Source organism: Bradyrhizobium sp. B039, from assembly GCF_038965675.1.
Classification (GTDB): domain Bacteria; phylum Pseudomonadota; class Alphaproteobacteria; order Rhizobiales; family Xanthobacteraceae; genus Bradyrhizobium; species Bradyrhizobium diazoefficiens.
The window spans coordinates 740329-758133 of sequence record NZ_CP152416.1; the positions used below are offsets into that span (position 1 = coordinate 740329).

Genomic DNA, 17805 nt, shown 5'->3' on the forward strand with positions numbered 1-17805 from the left:
CGCTCCAATCATAGATCGGAATGACCGCCGGAGGCGCTTTGAAGTAAGGCCGCGCGGCCGGATCAACGGCAGAGGCAGGAGCAGCCAGCGTGTTGAGGGCTACCGTGCCCGCTAGCAATTTTTTTATTCTTCTGAATCCCAGTTTCGAATTCGACGCCCCCGACGGGATATTGACGACGATTGCCACGTTTCCGCCACCTCCATCAACTGCAAGGGTTGGTAGTTGACGGGGTCGCAAGCGCCGCCTGAGCGGCCGGTCGATGGGCAAAGTGCATGTCGGGTCGGTCGCGGATGCTGTCCGCCGACTGTTGATTAAGTGGCTTGACCCGAAAATGTCTAATCGCGGTTACCCGTCCTGCGCGGCTTCGAGCACATCAGCATGACAAGAGTCAGCGCATCGACAGCGAGTCAGTTTCCTGATTGCAGCTGCTCCGCGTGTCCTCGTTCCGCCCGTATCGACCGTTCGTCGGCCATTGGATGCAAGTGTTCCCGCTTACGGCGAAGCTTCGACGGACGAGCCGCATTCAATCCATTTCGTTCCGGGCGGACGATGCATCCGCAGTAAGACGGAGGCGTGTGTAGGGGCCGGCGATAAGGCTCGGCGCCGCATCGAGTTAAGAGTCCAGAATTTCTTGCTGCGGCTGGCCTTCTCGATCACGGCCAGTACCCTCTTCGATACATGAAATTTGAGCCGCGAAACAGGCCGAGCGACATCCCGAGAACTGGCTATTCCAGGAGCTCTCACAGAACTCCCAGCCGAGTTCGGTATTGAACGACTGCGCTCGGAGCGGCCGACTACGGCACCCATCTCCAACAGCCACGTGAGCCGGTTGCTGGAAGACCGGGCGCCGTGTCGTCTTCGCCTTCATCGTCACCGAGTTCGATGCAGAAGCTGCAACGGCGCAGTTCGGCAAGGTCGCCGATCCGCTCCGTCCCAAACTCGAAGCGGCGATGATCCCTGAGTGCGCTCTCGCGCATCCGAAGCTGAGCAAAGGCGTCAAACGAACGGCGCCTTCGAGAGCTATCGCACGCTCGATCCCGTGGCTCTGCTGGCGGAGATGAGGGACGCCAAGATCGAGCTCGGCACGCGTATCGGCGCCCGGCCGCCCCTTGCTTGCTGCCAACGGAGGGAGAGGCTACTGCGATAAGAAATATCATGTCTTGTCGATACGGGCTTAGTCGTGTCGCGTGATCATTTTCATTCACGACGCATCCTCGATTGTCGAATTAGCGAACCAGGTTCAAGGCATTCGCTTTTGCGGAAAATGCTACCCCCTGCGCCGAAATGTTACTGTCCGCTGCAATCGATTTGGTTCGGCTTGATACCCCGGAACTGTCCACGCAAGGCTGTGACTGTGATTTGTTTTGACGGGGTCTTCGTTGGCCCACCACGCATCATATTCATACGCTGATTTCGGGAGGGAGCGACCGATAAGCATCTCGATGTCGGCAAAGGTCATCTTGAGCGAGGCAGAGCTGTTTGCGACCAGCTTGTCTCTCAAAGGGTTATAGATCGACATCGGGCTCCCCCATCCAACGATCTCATATTATATAGCCAATCCGGACTTTTCGTCACCAATTGCGGATTTTGTCCGATATTTGTCGGTTTTCGTTCGCAGCGGCACTGACGCCGCCGCGACATCATGTCGAGCAGCAGCCACGTCTGCGCCGAAGGCAGGCGGACGTACCACCTTTTACGGCCCTGAACATCGGCCTGAGCGGCTCTCGAGCAATGAAGCTACCGAAACGATATAGCCTATCCGGAGACTTTCGTTCATCTCGATGTGTTAGGCCCGCTGGCATTGGCATATGTTCGAAGAAAAGCGCGAAGCCGTGCCTGCCATTGAGATGCCGGTTTCGGCTCTTGTGCTACAGCATCGCAAGTGGGCCGCCGGTCGGGTGGAGATATCCTCCGGTGGCCCTGACGGTCAGTTTCAATGCGCTGTCATGCTTTTAAGCGGCTAGCGTGGCCGCCATGGATCCGACAGGTGCATGCAGACGCTCGCCCCGCAGCACAGGGGAATTGCGGCTTTACCAGAATTAAGCAGCGCCTCGATGAGGCGACCCAAGCCCAGCAACAGGAACGCTGGTGCTTGAAATCGCCCTCAGGCCTCGGAGCTTCTCGGCGGCGCTCCAACTACTGAGAGCCTCGTGTGTTAGATACGTCGCGGCCAATTCATTCCAGGATCTCACGACCTGATTCCAGCTCTCTTTTCGGGCGGGCAAGAGCTCAAGCATCCTTTGCGCCTTGCGGGCAGCGGCAAACCTCCCGTCTCGCGTAGCGTCTTTCAGAATTCTCCGCACCAACACTTCGGTTCGCTTCCATCCGGCGCCCGTCGATCTATCCTCGGCCAAGGAAGCGAAGTACACTCGAAAGGTCAGGGCACGTTCGGCGGCGATGCCCGATGCCAAGCTTGGCTCGTTCAACCATCGGTAAAGAGACTCGAGCTGCTCCGAGTCGCCGAGCGTGAAAGTGTCATCATCCCCGAAAACCAAGAATGTCGCGAAACCGGCGATCTCAAGTTGCATGCCCAAATCTTGTGAGTCCAGCCAACGGGTGATTGCTTCTAGTGGAGACATAGCTTTGCTCTCCTGTGGGGTTGATCGCGATTCAGCCCGGAGGACACCGCGCGGGTCAACTACAAGAATTTGTAGCTGACGGAAATAAAGAGCTGTCAGGCGTGCCGCCGCTATGGTGTTTCTGCATTGAACGGAGGGATTTCCGAAGGACGGCTGAGCAGCGCCACCCCGCGCCGACGACTTGCAAATTCCGAGCCTCGTTACTCCAAGAGGCGCTTGTTCGATTGGAGAAGATTCGGCGGCTTGCGATATCCGTTGGAACATCAAGGACGAGCCCAACCCCGACCAGCTCGAAGGAATTGACGCTCTGAAGCACGGTCGCTAGGGCAAGGTTGTAATCTTTGAGGCGATCAGCGAACATGACGGATGTGCGGATTGACACTTCGACGTGGGAGCGCGAGTACGGGAAGAAGCCAAGCGGGCGCCGCTATCGGCGCTTCCGGATCATATCGCCCAGTATTGCAGTCAAAGACTATTAATTAAGAACGGAGATCCCAATGACGTTCCCCAGGGCGTGCAGGGGGGCAATAGAAAGGGCGCGGCAACGCGGTTCGGCTCAAATCGTGCTGCTACCGTGAGGGACCCTGACGAGTTTGACGATCGAACGCATGTTTTCCCGAGGGCTGAGACGGAACAAGAGCTTGGGATCACGGTCATAATGGAAAAGTGGATCGTCTCCCAATCCGTCATCAATCCAGCCTTTGACTCTAACGAGAGAGAAAAGACTGGCTAGCAGCTAGGCGACATCTCGCTCTCGACACTCGATCTCGCCGATTGCAGCCGCGATCGCTCGTGAATAAGGGAAGCGACCAAGGCCCGGCAGTTGGTCTCCCCGGTCACAGCAACAGTCCAGCCCTATCACTACAAGGCGCTGCTCCTTCCGAGCCCACCAAATTCGGTAGTTGAGGCGACCGCGGCAGATTTGCAGAGTAAGGCCATCTGTCGATCACAGGGGCGAGGCCGGAGCAAGCTTTATGGCTGGCGTTCAATACTTCGTGTCGCGCCATAAAGGCCGGTGGAAGGTTGCGCTCAATTTTGAGTACTCCGGCCCCTACGCCACTGAGGAAGAGGCGACCGCGTCGCCGTCGACGCCGCGGCAGGGCACGTCGCTCAGGTTCTCGTTCAAAGGGAAACCACCAATTTAGAATCGAGTGGACATATGGCCACGACCCATACCCCCACCAGCCAGCTAATCGCTGACCACATGAGATCGGCGCCGACCTTTCCCGCCACGCCCGCCCCGCAACACCAAAGCGCGTGGCATCAGCAGGGCGGAATCTCACACCGAACACTTATCCACTTTCCGACCGCGCTTCTGAGGCCGGCCCTGTCGAGCGCTGCCGTGCCAGGTTCTGCAGCGGGCGTGCCCTTGGTCTGCGTGGGGAACAAGGCGTTCGTCGCAGGTCAACAAGATCGGCGGCGTCAGCGACGCCAGCATCTACAAATGGAAGGCCAAGTTCTTTCAGCGTCGAGCCTTGCAACGGAAGCGCGCGGTTTCGTCGCGCCTAGAGTAGAATATTAACATTGCAACCGTCTAGGTTGTGTGCGACCATAGGCTTGGGTCTCAGAAACCGAAGACAGCATCAGTGGCCATCAATGGGCCAGCGTGCTAACAGCCCCGTTCGGCGGGGACGGTGCGCCCGTGTCCAAGGGCACCCCAAAAGCACATTGGCCGGTCACGATTACGGTTTCTGAACCCCGGCAGCCAGTCCGCTACCGGCATCAGAGCTAAAAGCAAAATCCATGAACCATCAGCGAATCTCGCGCCGCGTCGTGGCGATCGCTCGCGTCTGTAGTCTCGAAGTTCTGCACGACAACGAAACATCTCAGCAGAGGGCCGACCGGTTGATGGCACCGCACAAGCGGGGCAACCGTTGTCCGTTGTCAAATGATTTGAGGCTGATTAGGCGGCTGGCGAAAGGAGCGTCGGGCTCCTCAGGGGCTAGAGTTTAAGCGGCCTGCACTCGATGCTGCAAGCGAAGGTTGCGTCTCATCGGCGCTATCCTGCTCGAGCGGCGCCCAAGTTGAGCACCCGCAAGCAAGAGTCGCACGGGCGCATGTCCGTCGTCACGACGATACCCAAGGAAAAGGCGAAGGGGTTTGTTCGCAGGCTCGCTGAAGCTCTTTCCGGCAATCATAGTCAACGGCCCCGGGTTTGCCGGAGGCCATTTGGTTTAAGTTATGCCGCCTTGGCTGGTTGTTCCAGCATGGCGTAGTAGCGTTGCTCGGCTTCGGCCGGCGGGATGTTTCCGATGGGCTCCAGGAGCCGCCGGTTGTTGAACCAGTCGACCCATTCGAGAGTGGCGAACTCGACGGCCTCGAAGCTGCGCCATGGCCCGCGCCGATGGATCACCTCGGCCTTGTAGAGACCGTTGATGGTTTCGGCAAGAGCGTTGTCATAGGAATCTCCGACGCTGCTGACAGACGGCTCGACGCCAGCCTCAGCCAGGCGCTCGGTGTACTTGATGGATACGTACGTTAAAGTGCTGGTCAAGAAAGCTGACGTTTCATCGAAATGACTTTGGCTACCCTACAGGACATGAATTGCCGGAGAGCTGCCTAGTCGAACTCCTTCGCCGCTGATGTTCACGAGTTTAAGTAGGCCTTGTTGACCAGACCGTCGCCGAAGACCGGGGCTGACCGCCTTTGTCCCCGAGAGAGTCGTGCGGCACTCAACCCTCCCACTCTAGAAGCGCGCGTATGCGTGCAGCGATCCGCCGCGCGTCGTTCGGCCTAAGATTGGGCTTCACGCTGTCGAGGATGCCTAACACTGCCCGAGCCTCCTCGGCATCAAATGTCGCGACTTGGCGATCTGCCAGGCTCAAAGACTGATCGGCCGCCCGGGCCTGATTGGCTGTAAGCACCTCAAGCGCTTGCGACCGTAGGGCCGTGATGTGCCGCTCGAATATATGCATCCTTTGGCCCCATGGTTGGGAGTTAGCGGCCACGTGGCTCGGCGCTCAATCTGAGAGAAGAAGAAGCGCTGTCCCTACCACGCGCGCCGCTAACTCCACCGCCAGCTTCGGGAGGGAAGAAGGCTGTCGGTAGGATACATCCACCGCAAAAAGCCGTGGCACAACTACCAGAACTGGTTGCCGCATCACAGTCACGGTCGCCTGGCAATGGGGGCGCGACTCGGCGCCGAGAAGGATGCAAGGCAACCTACTGGGATTGGTCGGCACACTAACCCACGGCCGAGGTCCACACTGAGGCTCTTTTTTCTTGCAGATGGGAGAGACCCGAGTGACCAGCCGCATACGAATTCAATGCATCAACAAGACTGACAGGCAGAACCCTCACGAGCGAATCAAAAACGTTGGCGGAGTAAACCCGGACGGGTCTAGGTGGAAGCAATCCGTCGATCACACGATCAAAGAAATCGAAAACGGTGTATGGGAGTTCTATGTCGAGGAAAAGCGCACGGCCGATGTGATTGTGGCCGTCCACAACGGGCACAAGTACATCAAGACGAAGGCCGACGGCATTCAACCGGACAATTTGCTTTCACTCCCTGAGTGCCCCTAATTGTCGCAAGGATAAAGTTCATTGGCGATCCGGCTGATCAGTAGTATAATTTTGATAGAGCGCCTCCCGAGAGTTACTTGAAAAGGTTGGACGTGTACGCTCCTATCTGCCAGCCTTCCGTTCTGAGGTCAGCCAGGCTGGGAGCGGATCGCTCGATGCGGTCTCCCCGGTAGGCAGACCGGACGCCCGGTCCAGATACCAATCAATCGCCTTGCGATCCCAACGCTGAGTGCCGGGGATAGCCTCCGGTACCAAGCCCTTCTTAATCCACGTGTTGAACGCGTCCTTGGAGCACCCGCAATAGGCGGCTGCGTTGGCCTTAGTGAGGCCCCGAGGTGCGATCTGATCGGCGCGTAGTATCCGCTCCGAACGTCTCAGCTCTGCGGGCGAAGGTCTGTCACGCTGATGATCACCGTCCATTTGGACCTATGGTAGAAGTTAGCGGCAACGTGACTCCGCGCCCGAGCTGGAATTAGAGGCGCTGTCCCTACCACGCCCCGCCAACTTCAACATGGCCAGCGTCAAGCGACTGAAGCTGACGGCGGAAAGTATCGTCCGGGAAAGCCCGTGGCGCAACTACCAGGACTGGTTGCCGCCAGACGCTTGGGCGATCAGTCTCAGCGACCGGAAGCAACGCGGGCACGGCTCGGCGCCAGGTCAGGATAAGAATCGGGCGTTGTCCCTACCGCGCCCGCGCTGCAATTGAGATTAGCGGTGACGTGACTCGGCGCTCTAGCCCCCTCGCGTACACCGGGGCACGCACTGTCCCTGCCACGCGCCGCTAAGCTCAATGGCTGAGTATTCGGGCTAGCTTTCCAAAAGCTGACAAAGATCCGCGCGGAAAATTTACAAACGAAAAGCGGCCCGCTTGGGCCGTTCAAAGCTCAATCTGTTGTGGGCAATCATGCAGCCACGCAAAGACGCTCGCTAGACTGTAAGGCCGTGCGACTTCATGGCCGTCAAGCTTAATGGGGTGATCTTCGATAAGATAGAATTGCCCGTCGGCTGTTCTGACCATCCGATCTCTTAGCTCAAACCACACGCCCGTCGGCCACCTTTTATAGGATACTCGCGTCGCGAAATGGACCGCTTCAGCAATGTCCCGCGCGCGCAAATGCCTTAAAGGCTTAGCCTTTGGTGCCATGATTTCCTCGTCGGCTCAAGAGCCGCGCGGATGCGACTCGGCGCCTTTATCGGCTGGGGGGCTTAGATAGAGGCGCTATCCCTGCGGCATCCGCACTGCCCCGTGAAGTTAGCCCCTCGGATCATAAAGGCTAACCCACACCCTGCTTTCCCATGAACCTTAATCCGCTGGGAGCTGAAGTGCGGTTTAGCGAGAAAGCCGCCGTGCGTGGCCTACCTAAATTGATAGGCCAGACTGAGCGACTTAACGCCGCTCAGCCTGCCAGTATTTCAGCCTCGGTCTTTTGCAGATCGATCAGGCCGCATTAAAAAGGCGTTCGGCCCGCTTACGATCAGTGGCAGCCGCATCACGACGGCGGGTCGGATTGGCGCTCAGCCAATCTATTGCCCGCTTACGGCCGATTGGCGTCACGATTTCAGACACTCCCGGCTCCCACGTCTCTTCGACCAAATAGACTCGCCCGCCCGCCCGCCCGACCAACGGATTCGTTCGGCCTAGAAGGTTCTTAGTGTTGTTTGAGAGTGTAGGGGCGACGGCGCGTGCGGGAGGCCCATCTATATTGGTCCCAAAGCCGTTGAGCTATGCTCTGGTGCGTGAAGACGCGTTCCCCGCTCTCGATCGAGCCGTTCTCATGTGCGATGCCCGCATTGTTGCGCGTTGGCGCCATGCCATAGTGGCCCATCAGCCCGGCGTAGCGCTGCGTCAGATCCTCCCGTGCGTCGGCGGCCAGATTGCGGAACGCTGCCGACAGGCTGTCGCTGCGATGCTCCCGCGGCACGCCGCCAAGCGCCCACAGCGCGTTCTGCAAGCCCGCCGTTGAGCGCCCGCCAGGCGTTGATGCGCCGCTCCAGCGTGCGGCGGATGTTCGGGTTCAGGTCATGATGCCGTCGGCGCAACTCGTCCAGCACGCCGATCACGCGGATGCCGGGCGCAGCCTTCAGGATCGGAACGATCTCGGCCTCCCAATACTGCGCGAGCGGATCGGACCGGCGCCGGCCCCTCGGCGTCTTCTTCTGCGCGCCTGGGTCTGTCCGACTTCACCGATGGCGGGCGACAATCGCCCTCGATTCCGCATTGCCTCGCCTTAATTGTTACCGGATCCTAAGCCGTTGCCTCACGTAAATTGCTCCCCTGGACCGGGAACGAGCGAGGGGCGGAGATGGGGTGGCTAAGCATGGCAACGCGGAAGGAACTGACGGCGGCGGCAGGCGTGCGCTATCGGCGGTCGGATCGCGCGAAGAAGGCGCGGATATTGGACGAGTTCGTCGACATCACCGGATTCCATCGGAAGCATGCGATGCGTCTACTTCGAAACCAGGAAGGCGTACATCCGGGCCGACGGGCGCGACGTCGGATATATAATGAAGCAGAACACACCGCACTCGTGCTGCTTTGGGAGGCGTCAGACCGCATCTGCGGGAAGCGACTGAAAGCATTAATGCCCGCGCTGATTGAGGCGATGGAACGGTACGGGCACCTCGACCTTGCCCCTGAGATTCGCACCAAACTTTTGGCGATGAGCGCTGCGACGATCGACCGCGCCTTGGTGCGGGTTCGAGAAAAATTGGGTCGCAAGCGCCGGCGGCACGCGGGGCATTCCCTGCGTCGCAGTATTCCAATACGGACTTCGGCAGATTGGAATGATCCGGCGCCGGGATTCGTCGAGGCCGACCTTGTAGCGCATAGCGGTCCATCTGCGCGCGGCAGCTTCATCCAGACCCTCGTGCTCACCGACATTGCTACCGGCTGGACAGAGTGCGCACCTCTGATCGTGCGCGAACAGACGCTGGTGAGCACGGTGCTGACGGAATTGCGCAAGCAATTGCCTTTTGCGCTGCTCGGCTTCGACACGGACAATGACACCGTGTTCATGAATGAGACGTTGAAGGCCTACTGCGAGGCGGCCAACATTGTCTTCACGCGTTGCCGTCCCTACCGGAAGAATGACCAGGCGTTCGTCGAGCAAAAGAACGGCGCCGTCGTGCGCAGGATGGTCGGCTATCGTAGGTTCGAAGGCCTGGAGGCGGCCAAGCTACTGGCGGAACTCTATCGGTCAGCGCGGCTGTTCGTAAACTTCTTCCAACCTTCGTTCAAACTGTTAGCCAAGCAGCGCGACGGTGCTCGTGTACGTAAGACATACAGCGCGCCGGCAACACCCCACCAGCGCCTGTCAGCGGACGCCCGCACGCCTGATGCGGTCCGCCACCATCTCCAGGAAATCTATACCGCTCTCGATCCGGTCACGTTGTTGCGCGACATCCGCGACGTGCAGGAGCGCCTCGCGGCGCTCGCGGATATCCAACCATCCGCCCATCCTGCTGCGGCATCACAATCGATTGATCGCTTCCTGGCAAGCCTGCGAACGGCCTGGAAGGACGGCGCCACGCGCCCGACGGATCGGCCAATCGTGAAGGCTAAAAGGGGCCGGCGTCGTCCCGATCCGCTTATCCGGGCAACGTCAGATTTGAGAAAATGGTTTGAAGCCGAGCCTTGGCGGACCGGCAGCGAACTGCTCTCGCGCCTGCAGGTGGAATATCCTGGAGACTATCCGAACAAGCTTCTTCGAACCCTTCAACGTCGGTTGAAATCCTGGCGCAGCGAGCAAGCGAATGCGCTGCTGTTTGCTTCAGAAAAAATGCCGCCAGGGCATGAGGTCACAACACCCCAATGACGTGCGAGGTGCCAGCGGAGGAGGCCGGGCGCTCCGAAACCCCGGCCATCTCCGCACCCGGCCTCCTCCTCAACTCAGGCCAGGAGCAAAATAAATGAGGCAACTGATCGCGCCCGGGAGCATCGATATGTGAGGCAATACGTCTTCCCACCCAGATCGTCGCGCTATACCGAGAGCCCGGCCCAACGAACTCAATGGTGATTGGCTCTCTGACCCGGCGATTGCGAATCTCCGCTTCCGCGATCAAGCCTCGGCAACACGCCGCGCTCACGAGAGTCGTTGGCCGTGTCTGTGATCCGCCGCCGCTTGGTCGATGCCCCTCACAATGACCGCCACGAACCTGCCTGTCTGCGATGATCGGTCGAGCCTCGACGCTTAGGTCGCTCTCAGTCCAGCTTCAAAGACGAGGACCGCGAGCACTCGGGGTGCCTGATCCAGTCCAGCCCCTTCGGTGTGACGCTAGCAGCTCCGCGGCAAGATCTGCCCTGTTGGCTAGGGCGCGGTCAGCCCGTGAAGTGGATGAACGCCGTGGTGCTGACGGCAATCGTGCAGACGGCCGCAGATATTGTGTACGAAGTCGGTGAAGGCATCGCCATCTGGACGATTCCATACGTGACGCCGTGCCGGCGTCGGTGGCGGGCTCGACGTAACCTCACGAATACCCTTCGTGACACGGATATCTTATACCGGACAGGGTGAACGCGCGGATGGAACAGTGTGTGATCGCGATTGATTGGCGCGACATTCAAGAGCGACGGCCGCAAAAGGTCACATTTTCTTTAAGAACCAAATGCAATCTGTCGCCTGATCGTCACGGCCGGATGTACGCCGTGGCATCACGGGGCCCCGGCTTTCATGCCGGGGTTTTTCGTTGTGTGCCGAGTATGAGCGACAGCTTGGAGGTGGAAGTCCTCTATCCAGCCTGATGGCGGCGAAGGATTAGCGAAGCGCAAGGGCGTCATCGTGAGGTGGGGTCTGAAGAAAGCGTGGAGCAAAGCCGCGGCCCGATGGACAAACACCGGATAACGAGGCCTACCCGGCCGGACGAGCGAGCAATTGATCGCGAAGTCCAAGGTCATCAAAGGTCGGGGTGGTAAATTCGGCGGGCGTGCGGTGAAGGCGGTCGGTCTTACCTCGGGAGGTCTGCGCTGTGTCTCGGCAACGAGACTGAGACCGTCGCAAGACGGCCTGACCGCAGCGCAGAAGTCAGCCGAGGGCGTAGTAGGCGGCAGCGCGCCGCTGAAGGCCTGAACGGTGGAAGTGGTCAGTAGAGCGGCGATCTCGTGCGAGCCATGCGGCAGAAGAATCAGGTCGAGCTGAACTTGAGCCCCGGAGCGGAGGGTGAAGCCCGAAGCGCCGGCGCCCGAGAGCCTGAAGCGCGTGCGGCGGAAGTCTGTCTCGAACGCCCGGCGGTCGCAGGACCGTCGATGGAAGACGTTGTCGAGAGTGAGAATCTGAAGGCAGCGTTGGCGCAAGTAAAGCGCAACAAGGGCGCGGCGGGCGTCGACGGGATGACCGTCGGCGAGCTGTCAGCCCACCTGAAGGAGCACTGGCCTGCGATCCGAGCCCAGTTGCTTGACGGCACCTACAAGCCACAGCCGGTGCGGCGGGTGGAGATACCGAAGGCGTCGGGCGGCCTGCGGCCGCTCGGCATTCCGACGGTGCTCGACCGCTTGATCCAGCAGGCGGTGATGCAGGTGCTGCAGGCGGATTGGGATAGGACGTTCGCCGAGACGAGCTTCGGCTTTCGGCCGGGGCGCTCGGCACATCGGGCGGTGGAACGGGCGCAGGCGTACATTGCGGCCGGCCACAGCATCGTGGTGGACATCGACCTGGAGAAGTTCTTTGACCGGGTCAACCACGACATCCTGATGGGACTGGTTGCCAAGCGGGTTGCTGACAAGCGCATCCTGAAGCTCATCTGTCAATCGGCCTGTAAATTTGACCCCTCATCGGCGTCCAATTTTGACCCCTTCGTGCGCCGCGGTTTGACGGTAGCGCTCGGCTCGTTGGAGCTGGCCGGGATAGCGGAGACGAGACGAGCGCGGGTGGCGTGATCGTCGTCGCGGCTTTTGAAGCGCCAGCTGTCATTGCCGGTCTCGACGATGTCACAGTGATGGGTCAACCGATCGAGCAGCGCGGTGGTCATTTTGGCGTCGCCGAACACGCTCGGCCATTCGCCGAAGGCGAGATTGGTGGTCACGATGACGGAGGCGCGCTCATAGAGCCGGCTGACGAGGTGGAAGAGAAGCTGGCCACCGGACTGGGCGAAGGGCAAATAGCCGAGTTCATCCAGCACAATGAAGTCCATCCGGGTCAGATGCTCGGCGAGCCGTCCTTGCCGTCCGTTGCGGGTCTCGGTCTCGAGGCGATTGACGAGGTCGACTACGTTGAAGAAGCGGCCGCGGGCACCGGATCGGATGCAGCTTCTGGCGATGGCAATGGCCAGGTGGGTTTTGCCTGTGCCGGTGCCGCCAACCAGCACGACGTTGCGTTGTTGGGCGATGAAGCCGCCGCCAGCAAGATCATTGACGAGTGTCTGATTGATCGGCGTGCCGTCGAACTGGAAGTCGGCGATGTCCTTGGCAAGCGGAAGCTTGGCAATGGTGAGCTGGTATTTGATCGACCTGGCTTGCTTCTCGTTGATCTCGGCGTTGAGCAGGTCGCCGACAATGCGCTGAGGTTCGTGCTGGCGCTTGACGGCAGTTGCCATGATCTCGTCGAAGGCAGCCTTCATGCCGTAGAGCTTGAGTTCGCCCATGAGGTCGAAGATTTGGGTTCGTTCCATCAGATGGTCCTCCGGAGGTTGTCGTAGCGGGCACAATCGGCGATCGGTGCATGACGGAGCGTCAGTGCGGCCGGCGTCATGATGTTGGCCGGTGGGGCGGGTTCACGTTGACGGGCCAGGATATTGAGAACGACATCGGCCGAATGGACGCTGTGACTGAGCGCTTCGGCACAGGCCGCTTCCACCGCGGGCAGACCGTCAGTCAGCACCGCGTTGAGGATGTCGACCATCTGTCGATTGCCGTCGTCGGTGCTGGCAAGCTTGCGCCGGATCCGCTCGATCGCGGCTGGCAGCACCCAGTCTTTGAAGGGAGCACCGTTGCGCAAGGCGCCGGGTTTGCGGGCGAGCACCGGCACATAATGCCAGGGGTCGTAGACGGTATCGCCGCGGCCAAAGGATCGCGGGTGCTCGGCAACGATGCGTCCATCCTGACGGATCACGATGCGATCGGCATAGGCTTGAACCTCGACCGGTCGCCCGACTGCGCTGGCTGCGACCGAGTACTTGTTGTTGTCGAAGCGCACCAGGCAGGTCTTCGAGACCGATGCCGTCACCGCATGGAAGCCGTCGAAGCGGCCGGCATAGGGAACGAGTTTGGGGCGTTCGGCTTCGAACACTTCCCAGATCGTCTGATCGACCAGCTCCGGATGGCGATGAACCTTGGCGTAGGCGATGCATTTGTCGAGCAGCCAGGCGTTTAACTCGTCGAGGTTTTTGAACCGCAGCCGCGGCGTGAAGAAGCGTTCCCTGACCAGCCCGACCTGGTTCTCGACCTGCCCCTTCTCCCAGCCCGACGCTGGCGTGCAGGCGACCGGATCGACCAGATAGTGGCTGCACATCTGCAGGAAGCGGCGATTGTAGAGACGCCCTTTACCGACGAAGATCGTCTCTACGGCGGTCTTCATGTTGTCGTAGATGCCGCGGGTGCAGGTGCCTTTGAACAGGGCGAACGCCCGGTCGTGGGCGTCGAACACCATCTCCTGCGTCTCCCGCGGATAGGCCCGCACGAACAGCATGCGGCTGTGACAGAGCCGGACATGGGCGGCCTTCACCATCACCGTGGTGCCGCTCAGCAAGACCACCTCGTGGCTCCAGTCGAACTGGTAGGCTTCGCCTGGGGCAAAGCTTAGCGGGACATAAGCAGCCGCGGTCGATTGCCCGCGTTCCTTGCTCCACCGCCTGGCGTAACGCCGCACCGCATCGTAGCCGCCGTCATAGCCACGGCTGCGCAGCTCTTCGAAGATCCGGATTAACGTCAGCTGTTCACGAGCCGGTTTGGCCGCGTTCGCCGCCAGCAGTCCGTCGAGCTCTACTGCCCATCGTCCCAGCTTTGGCCGCGGCTGCACTTGCCGCTCGTACTCGAAGGAGGTCTCTCCTGACCTCAGCACCTTCCGGACCGTGTTCCGCGACACCTTCAGGTCACGGGCAATCTCCTTGATCGTCTTGCCCTTGATGAAGTGCTCGCGCCGAATCCGCGCAATCGTCTCCACGATCAGCATCCTCGACCACCTGCTTCATTCCAAAGCAGGCAGCGCAACAGACCAACCTATAGGGGGTCAATTTTGGACGCCGATCCCCCGGCTTAGGGGGTCAATATTGCAGGCCGAATGACACACTGGGGCATGCTGTTCAAGGCTGCCGTCCTCTCGACCATGCTCAGCGTCGGAGGCGAGGCGGGCACGAGCCAGAATGAGAACAACCTCGTTCAAGCGATCCGTAGCGGCGCGTCCAACAGCATCAGCCAGACCGGCCAGCAGATCGTGCAGCGCCAGCTCAACATCCAGCCGACGCTGACCATCCGGCCAGGTTTCCCGGTGCGGGTCATCGTTACGCGGGATTTGGTGTTGGCTCCCTACCGCCAGGAGGCAAGCCGATGAGCAAGCTGAAGCTCGGAACCATCCTCGACGATAAGCCGGTGAAGATCGCCGTCGAGTTGCCGGCTGCCGTCCATCGCAATCTCCTCGCCTATGCCGAGGCGATCGCGCGCGAGAGCGGACAGCCGGCACCCGATCCCGCCAAGCTCATCGCTCCGATGATCCAAAGATTCATGGCAACAGACAAGGGGTTTTCAAAGGTGAAACGCGCGGCAACAAATTGATAAGGGGACGATCGTTCAGCGTTGCCTTGCAGAAACGGCCGGGACGAAAGCCCATCAAGTCAAATCCGGTCATAGACCAGCATTTTGCTCACGTAGACGCGTTCAGGTGAACAGGAAGTCAGATGCCATATATCGATGCCACGGGTGTGAAGCTTTATTTTGAGGAAGCCGGGGAAGGTCATCCGATCATTTTCCTGCACGAGTTCGGCTCAGATAGCCGCGGATGGAAAACCCAGGTTCGCTACTTTTCTCGTGCCTATCGCTGCATCACTTTCAACGCTCGCGGATATGCCCCCAGCGACGTTCCTGACGATCCGACGCTATATGGCTGGGAGCTCGCTGTGAACGACATCGCCGCCGTCATGCGTGGCCTCGCTGTCGAACACGCACACCTGGTCGGATTGAGCATGTGCGGATATGCCGCCTTGCAGTTCGGATTACGCTATCCGAAGAGAGCCAGCGCGATTGTCGCGGCCGGTGTGGGATCCGGATCGGCTCCTTCCCAGCAGGACGCCTGGTCGAGAGAAACCTCCATTCTCGCGCGGGCTTTCATCGAGCGCGGGATGGACGCGATGGCCCGGAGAATGGCGCATGGTCAGACTCGTATTCAACTCAAATACAAGGACACACGGAGCTGGGAAGAGTTCCAGGAACGCCTGCGTCACCACTCACCGCTAGGTATGTCGAATACGATGGCGCGCTGTCAGGGGGTGCGACCGCCATTGCATGATCTGGCCGATCAGTTCTCAACGATGCGAACACCGGTATTGCTGGCCCTGGGCGATGAAGACGCGCCCTGCCTTGAGACTAACCTGATGCTGAAAGCAGTGCTTCCCAACGCCGGTCTTTGGATCTGTCCCAACACCGGCCACACCATCAATCTGGAAGAGCCGACAGCATTCAATGCTCAGCTCGACAGCTTTCTAGCCGCCGTCGAGCGTGGGAGCTGGCGCCGCGGGCATCCGGAAATTGAGGCTGAATCCGATCTGAAACTTGAGATGACGTGCGATACACGCACGAAGGCAGTGGCCCGTTACTGCAACACTCCAGGCGCTTCACAGTGAGTCCTCTCATGAAATCCCGGACCGGCGTTCATCTCAGCGAATCCATGTCAACGCGGTTGACCGCCGCGGCTACACGCACGGGAGTCACAAAGTCAGAACTTATTGAAGCCGCGCTCGATAGCTTTCTCGAATCCGATAACGCTGCTGAACATTTCGCGATCGTGGCAGGCCGCCTCACTGAGTTGAACGATCAGATCGGGCGTCTCGGTGCCGATCTCAAGATGGTGAATGAGGCCGTCGCCCTTCACGCGCGCTTTCACTTGGCTGTTACGCCCTCGTTATCGGCGGCAGAGCAGCATATGGCGACTGTGGTGGGCTCAGAACGCTTCGATGAGTTCGCTGCGCAAGTAGGACGTCGTGTTGAGCGGGGGACATCCCTCCTCCGGGAGACGATGAACCGGCGCCTCGTGACGAATAAGAACCGCTGGGCGAGCCACCTTGCGGCAAGCGCGGATCGCCGCACGAATTGCAGGTCTTCAGAACCAGACCGTCGTCTGTCCGACACGGTTGATGGCGGGTCAGAGCCGAATGCTGCCGTGCGGGAGGGCGGCAGCATTCGAACCTTTCCAGACCGGACCAACATCCCGCTACAGCGAGAGATCTAACGGCGCTGAAACCACGCCTTATTCGCGGCCGCCTAGCCCAAGCCGCACCTACGTGCCGCGACGATCAGTTGCAGACGTGATGGGTGTCTCCGCACTTGTCATGCGGGTGTTTCTACCTTTTGCTGTCGGTTATTACCTCTCGTACCTCTTCAGGACAATCAACGCTTTGATCGCCGCTCCCCTGACATCGGAATTGGGGCTCGACGCTGGTGATCTTGGCTTGCTGACTTCGGTCTATTTTCTCACCTTCGCGGTAGCGCAGATACCCGTCGGCATCCTTCTGGATCGATATGGTCCGCGGCTGATCCAGAGCGTGCTGCTGGTTGCTGCTGCGGTCGGCGCCGCATTGTTTGCTACGTCAGACAATTTGCTCATGCTGCTTCTAGGCCGGGCGCTACTCGGTCTCGGCGTCGCCGCGAGCCTGACCGCCGGATTGAAAGCCCTCGTTCTCTGGTTTCCGAAGGACCGTCTTCCGTTTCTCAACGGCCTGATGGTCATGCTCGGTGCATTGGGAGCAGTCACCACGACCTCGCCGGCGCAGTGGTTGCTGGCTTGGGTTGGGTGGAGGACGCTCTTCGCATTGTTAGCTGTCTTCACGGCCGGCTGTTCGGCGATGATCTATCTCGATGATCTATCTCTTGGTGCCGGAGAGTGCATCGGCAACGCCGGTCCTGCGTGGAACAGCCGTGGCCAGCTTGAAGAAGATTTATACCGATCCGCATTTCTGGCGTCTGGCGCCGCTATCAGCGACTTCCGTCGGCACCGCCTGGGCGCTGCAGGGACTTTGGGCAGCGCAGTGGTTCACTGACGTCGAGGGACTTGATCGCGCTGCTTTGGTGCAACATTTGCTTGTCATGACCGTCGCGCTCAGCCTGGGTGCGCTCCTGCTAGGCGTTCTGGCTGATCGGCTGCGTCGCTATGGCATTGGAACAGAGGCGCTCCTCGCGGTCGTCGGCCTTATGTTCATTGCCGTGCAATTCGCGATTATCCTGCGATGGCCGTTGTCATCATACGTCCTGTGGGCCGCTGTGGCCGCCGTCGGCGCAGCTACGGTGCTTAGCTATGCGATCCTGGCTAGTTATTTCCCGAAAGAGCTTGCCGGACGGGCCAATGCTGCGCTGAACGTGTTCCATATCGGTGGAGCGTTTGTCCTGCAATATGCCACTGGCGTCGTCCTTGAACATTGGACGCCTCAGGCGGGGCATTATCCGGAGATCGCGTACCAGATAGCCTTTTTCCTCAATCTTGTCCTTCAGATCATCGCATGGGTCTGGTTCGCTTTCCCGTGGGTGCTTCGGCCGTCGACGAGCGCTAGGTTCAGCGATTAGGG

Annotated in this window: 8 protein-coding genes and 6 pseudogenes; 9 read left to right on the forward strand and 5 right to left on the reverse strand. The window is 59.9% G+C overall.

The window, feature by feature from the left end; translation table 11 throughout:
• Positions 1-1268: 1268 nt before the first annotated feature.
• Together AAFG50_RS03445 and AAFG50_RS03450 are read right to left on the reverse strand one after the other, a co-directional pair.
• Complete coding sequence (locus tag AAFG50_RS03445; RefSeq protein WP_014490241.1) at positions 1269-1520, reverse strand: hypothetical protein; 252 nt, start codon at positions 1518-1520, stop codon at positions 1269-1271.
• A gap of 3239 nt (positions 1521-4759) precedes the next feature.
• Positions 4760-5056 (reverse strand): annotated as a pseudogene (locus AAFG50_RS03450) (integrase core domain-containing protein); the annotation flags it as partial.
• 752 nt (positions 5057-5808) lie between these two features.
• Between AAFG50_RS03450 and AAFG50_RS03455 the strand changes: the two are divergent.
• On the forward strand, positions 5809-6105 hold the full coding sequence (locus AAFG50_RS03455; RefSeq protein WP_011091022.1) for a DUF3892 domain-containing protein: 297 nt from the start codon (positions 5809-5811) through the stop codon (positions 6103-6105).
• A 1754-nt stretch (positions 6106-7859) separates the two neighbouring features.
• Here AAFG50_RS03455 and AAFG50_RS03460 read toward each other — a convergent pair.
• A pseudogene (locus AAFG50_RS03460) lies at positions 7860-8307 on the reverse strand (IS21 family transposase); the annotation flags it as partial.
• A gap of 101 nt (positions 8308-8408) precedes the next feature.
• On the opposite strand from AAFG50_RS03460, the gene AAFG50_RS03465 reads away from it, so the two are divergent.
• The gene (locus AAFG50_RS03465; protein WP_011084703.1) at positions 8409-9920 is read left to right on the forward strand and encodes an ISNCY-like element ISBj12 family transposase; all 1512 of its coding nucleotides are present in this window, start codon (positions 8409-8411) and stop codon (positions 9918-9920) included.
• Positions 9921-11347: 1427 nt separating this feature from the next.
• A pseudogene (locus AAFG50_RS03470) lies at positions 11348-11842 on the forward strand (reverse transcriptase domain-containing protein); the annotation flags it as partial.
• Between the two features lie 2 nt (positions 11843-11844).
• On the opposite strand, the gene istB reads toward AAFG50_RS03470, so the two are convergent.
• Together istB and istA are read right to left on the reverse strand one after the other, a co-directional pair.
• Entirely contained in the window at positions 11845-12708 is an 864-nt protein-coding gene (gene istB / locus AAFG50_RS03475; RefSeq protein ID WP_039183785.1) for an IS21-like element helper ATPase IstB, read from the reverse strand.
• 8 nt (positions 12709-12716) lie between these two features.
• A pseudogene (istA, locus tag AAFG50_RS03480) lies at positions 12717-14207 on the reverse strand (IS21 family transposase); the annotation flags it as partial.
• Between the two features lie 114 nt (positions 14208-14321).
• Between istA and AAFG50_RS03485 the strand changes: the two are divergent.
• The 6 genes and pseudogenes from AAFG50_RS03485 to AAFG50_RS03510 all read left to right on the forward strand — a co-directional run.
• Positions 14322-14585, forward strand: a pseudogene (locus AAFG50_RS03485) (TrbI/VirB10 family protein); the annotation flags it as partial.
• Complete coding sequence (locus AAFG50_RS03490) at positions 14582-14806, forward strand: DUF2274 domain-containing protein (RefSeq protein WP_011090986.1); 225 nt, start codon at positions 14582-14584, stop codon at positions 14804-14806. The pseudogene AAFG50_RS03485 and the gene AAFG50_RS03490, both read left to right, overlap by 4 nt.
• Before the next feature lie 122 nt (positions 14807-14928).
• A complete protein-coding gene (locus AAFG50_RS03495; RefSeq protein WP_011090985.1) occupies positions 14929-15870 on the forward strand; it encodes an alpha/beta hydrolase in 942 nt (313 codons plus the stop codon).
• Positions 15871-15878: 8 nt separating this feature from the next.
• Positions 15879-16475, forward strand: coding sequence for a ribbon-helix-helix domain-containing protein (locus AAFG50_RS03500; protein WP_161170741.1), 597 nt, complete (start codon positions 15879-15881; stop codon positions 16473-16475).
• 100 nt (positions 16476-16575) lie between these two features.
• Positions 16576-17040 (forward strand): annotated as a pseudogene (locus AAFG50_RS03505) (MFS transporter); the annotation flags it as partial.
• Between the two features lie 61 nt (positions 17041-17101).
• Positions 17102-17803, forward strand: a complete 702-nt coding sequence (locus tag AAFG50_RS03510; protein ID WP_011090982.1) for an MFS transporter — start codon at positions 17102-17104, stop codon at positions 17801-17803.
• The last annotated feature ends 2 nt before the right edge of the window (positions 17804-17805 follow it).

Excerpts from the sequence above, each read along its gene's own strand:
- istB (WP_039183785.1), bottom strand. The coding sequence starts at position 12,708 with ATGGAACGAACCCAAATCTTCGACCTCATGGGCGAACTCAAGCTCTAC.
- AAFG50_RS03500 (WP_161170741.1), top strand. The coding sequence starts at position 15,879 with ATGAAATCCCGGACCGGCGTTCATCTCAGCGAATCCATGTCAACGCGG.
- AAFG50_RS03445 (WP_014490241.1), bottom strand. The coding sequence starts at position 1,520 with ATGTCGATCTATAACCCTTTGAGAGACAAGCTGGTCGCAAACAGCTCT.
- AAFG50_RS03455 (WP_011091022.1), top strand. The coding sequence starts at position 5,809 with ATGGGAGAGACCCGAGTGACCAGCCGCATACGAATTCAATGCATCAAC.
- AAFG50_RS03490 (WP_011090986.1), top strand. The coding sequence starts at position 14,582 with ATGAGCAAGCTGAAGCTCGGAACCATCCTCGACGATAAGCCGGTGAAG.
- AAFG50_RS03510 (WP_011090982.1), top strand. The coding sequence starts at position 17,102 with ATGATCTATCTCTTGGTGCCGGAGAGTGCATCGGCAACGCCGGTCCTG.
- AAFG50_RS03495 (WP_011090985.1), top strand. The coding sequence starts at position 14,929 with ATGCCATATATCGATGCCACGGGTGTGAAGCTTTATTTTGAGGAAGCC.
- AAFG50_RS03465 (WP_011084703.1), top strand. The coding sequence starts at position 8,409 with ATGGGGTGGCTAAGCATGGCAACGCGGAAGGAACTGACGGCGGCGGCA.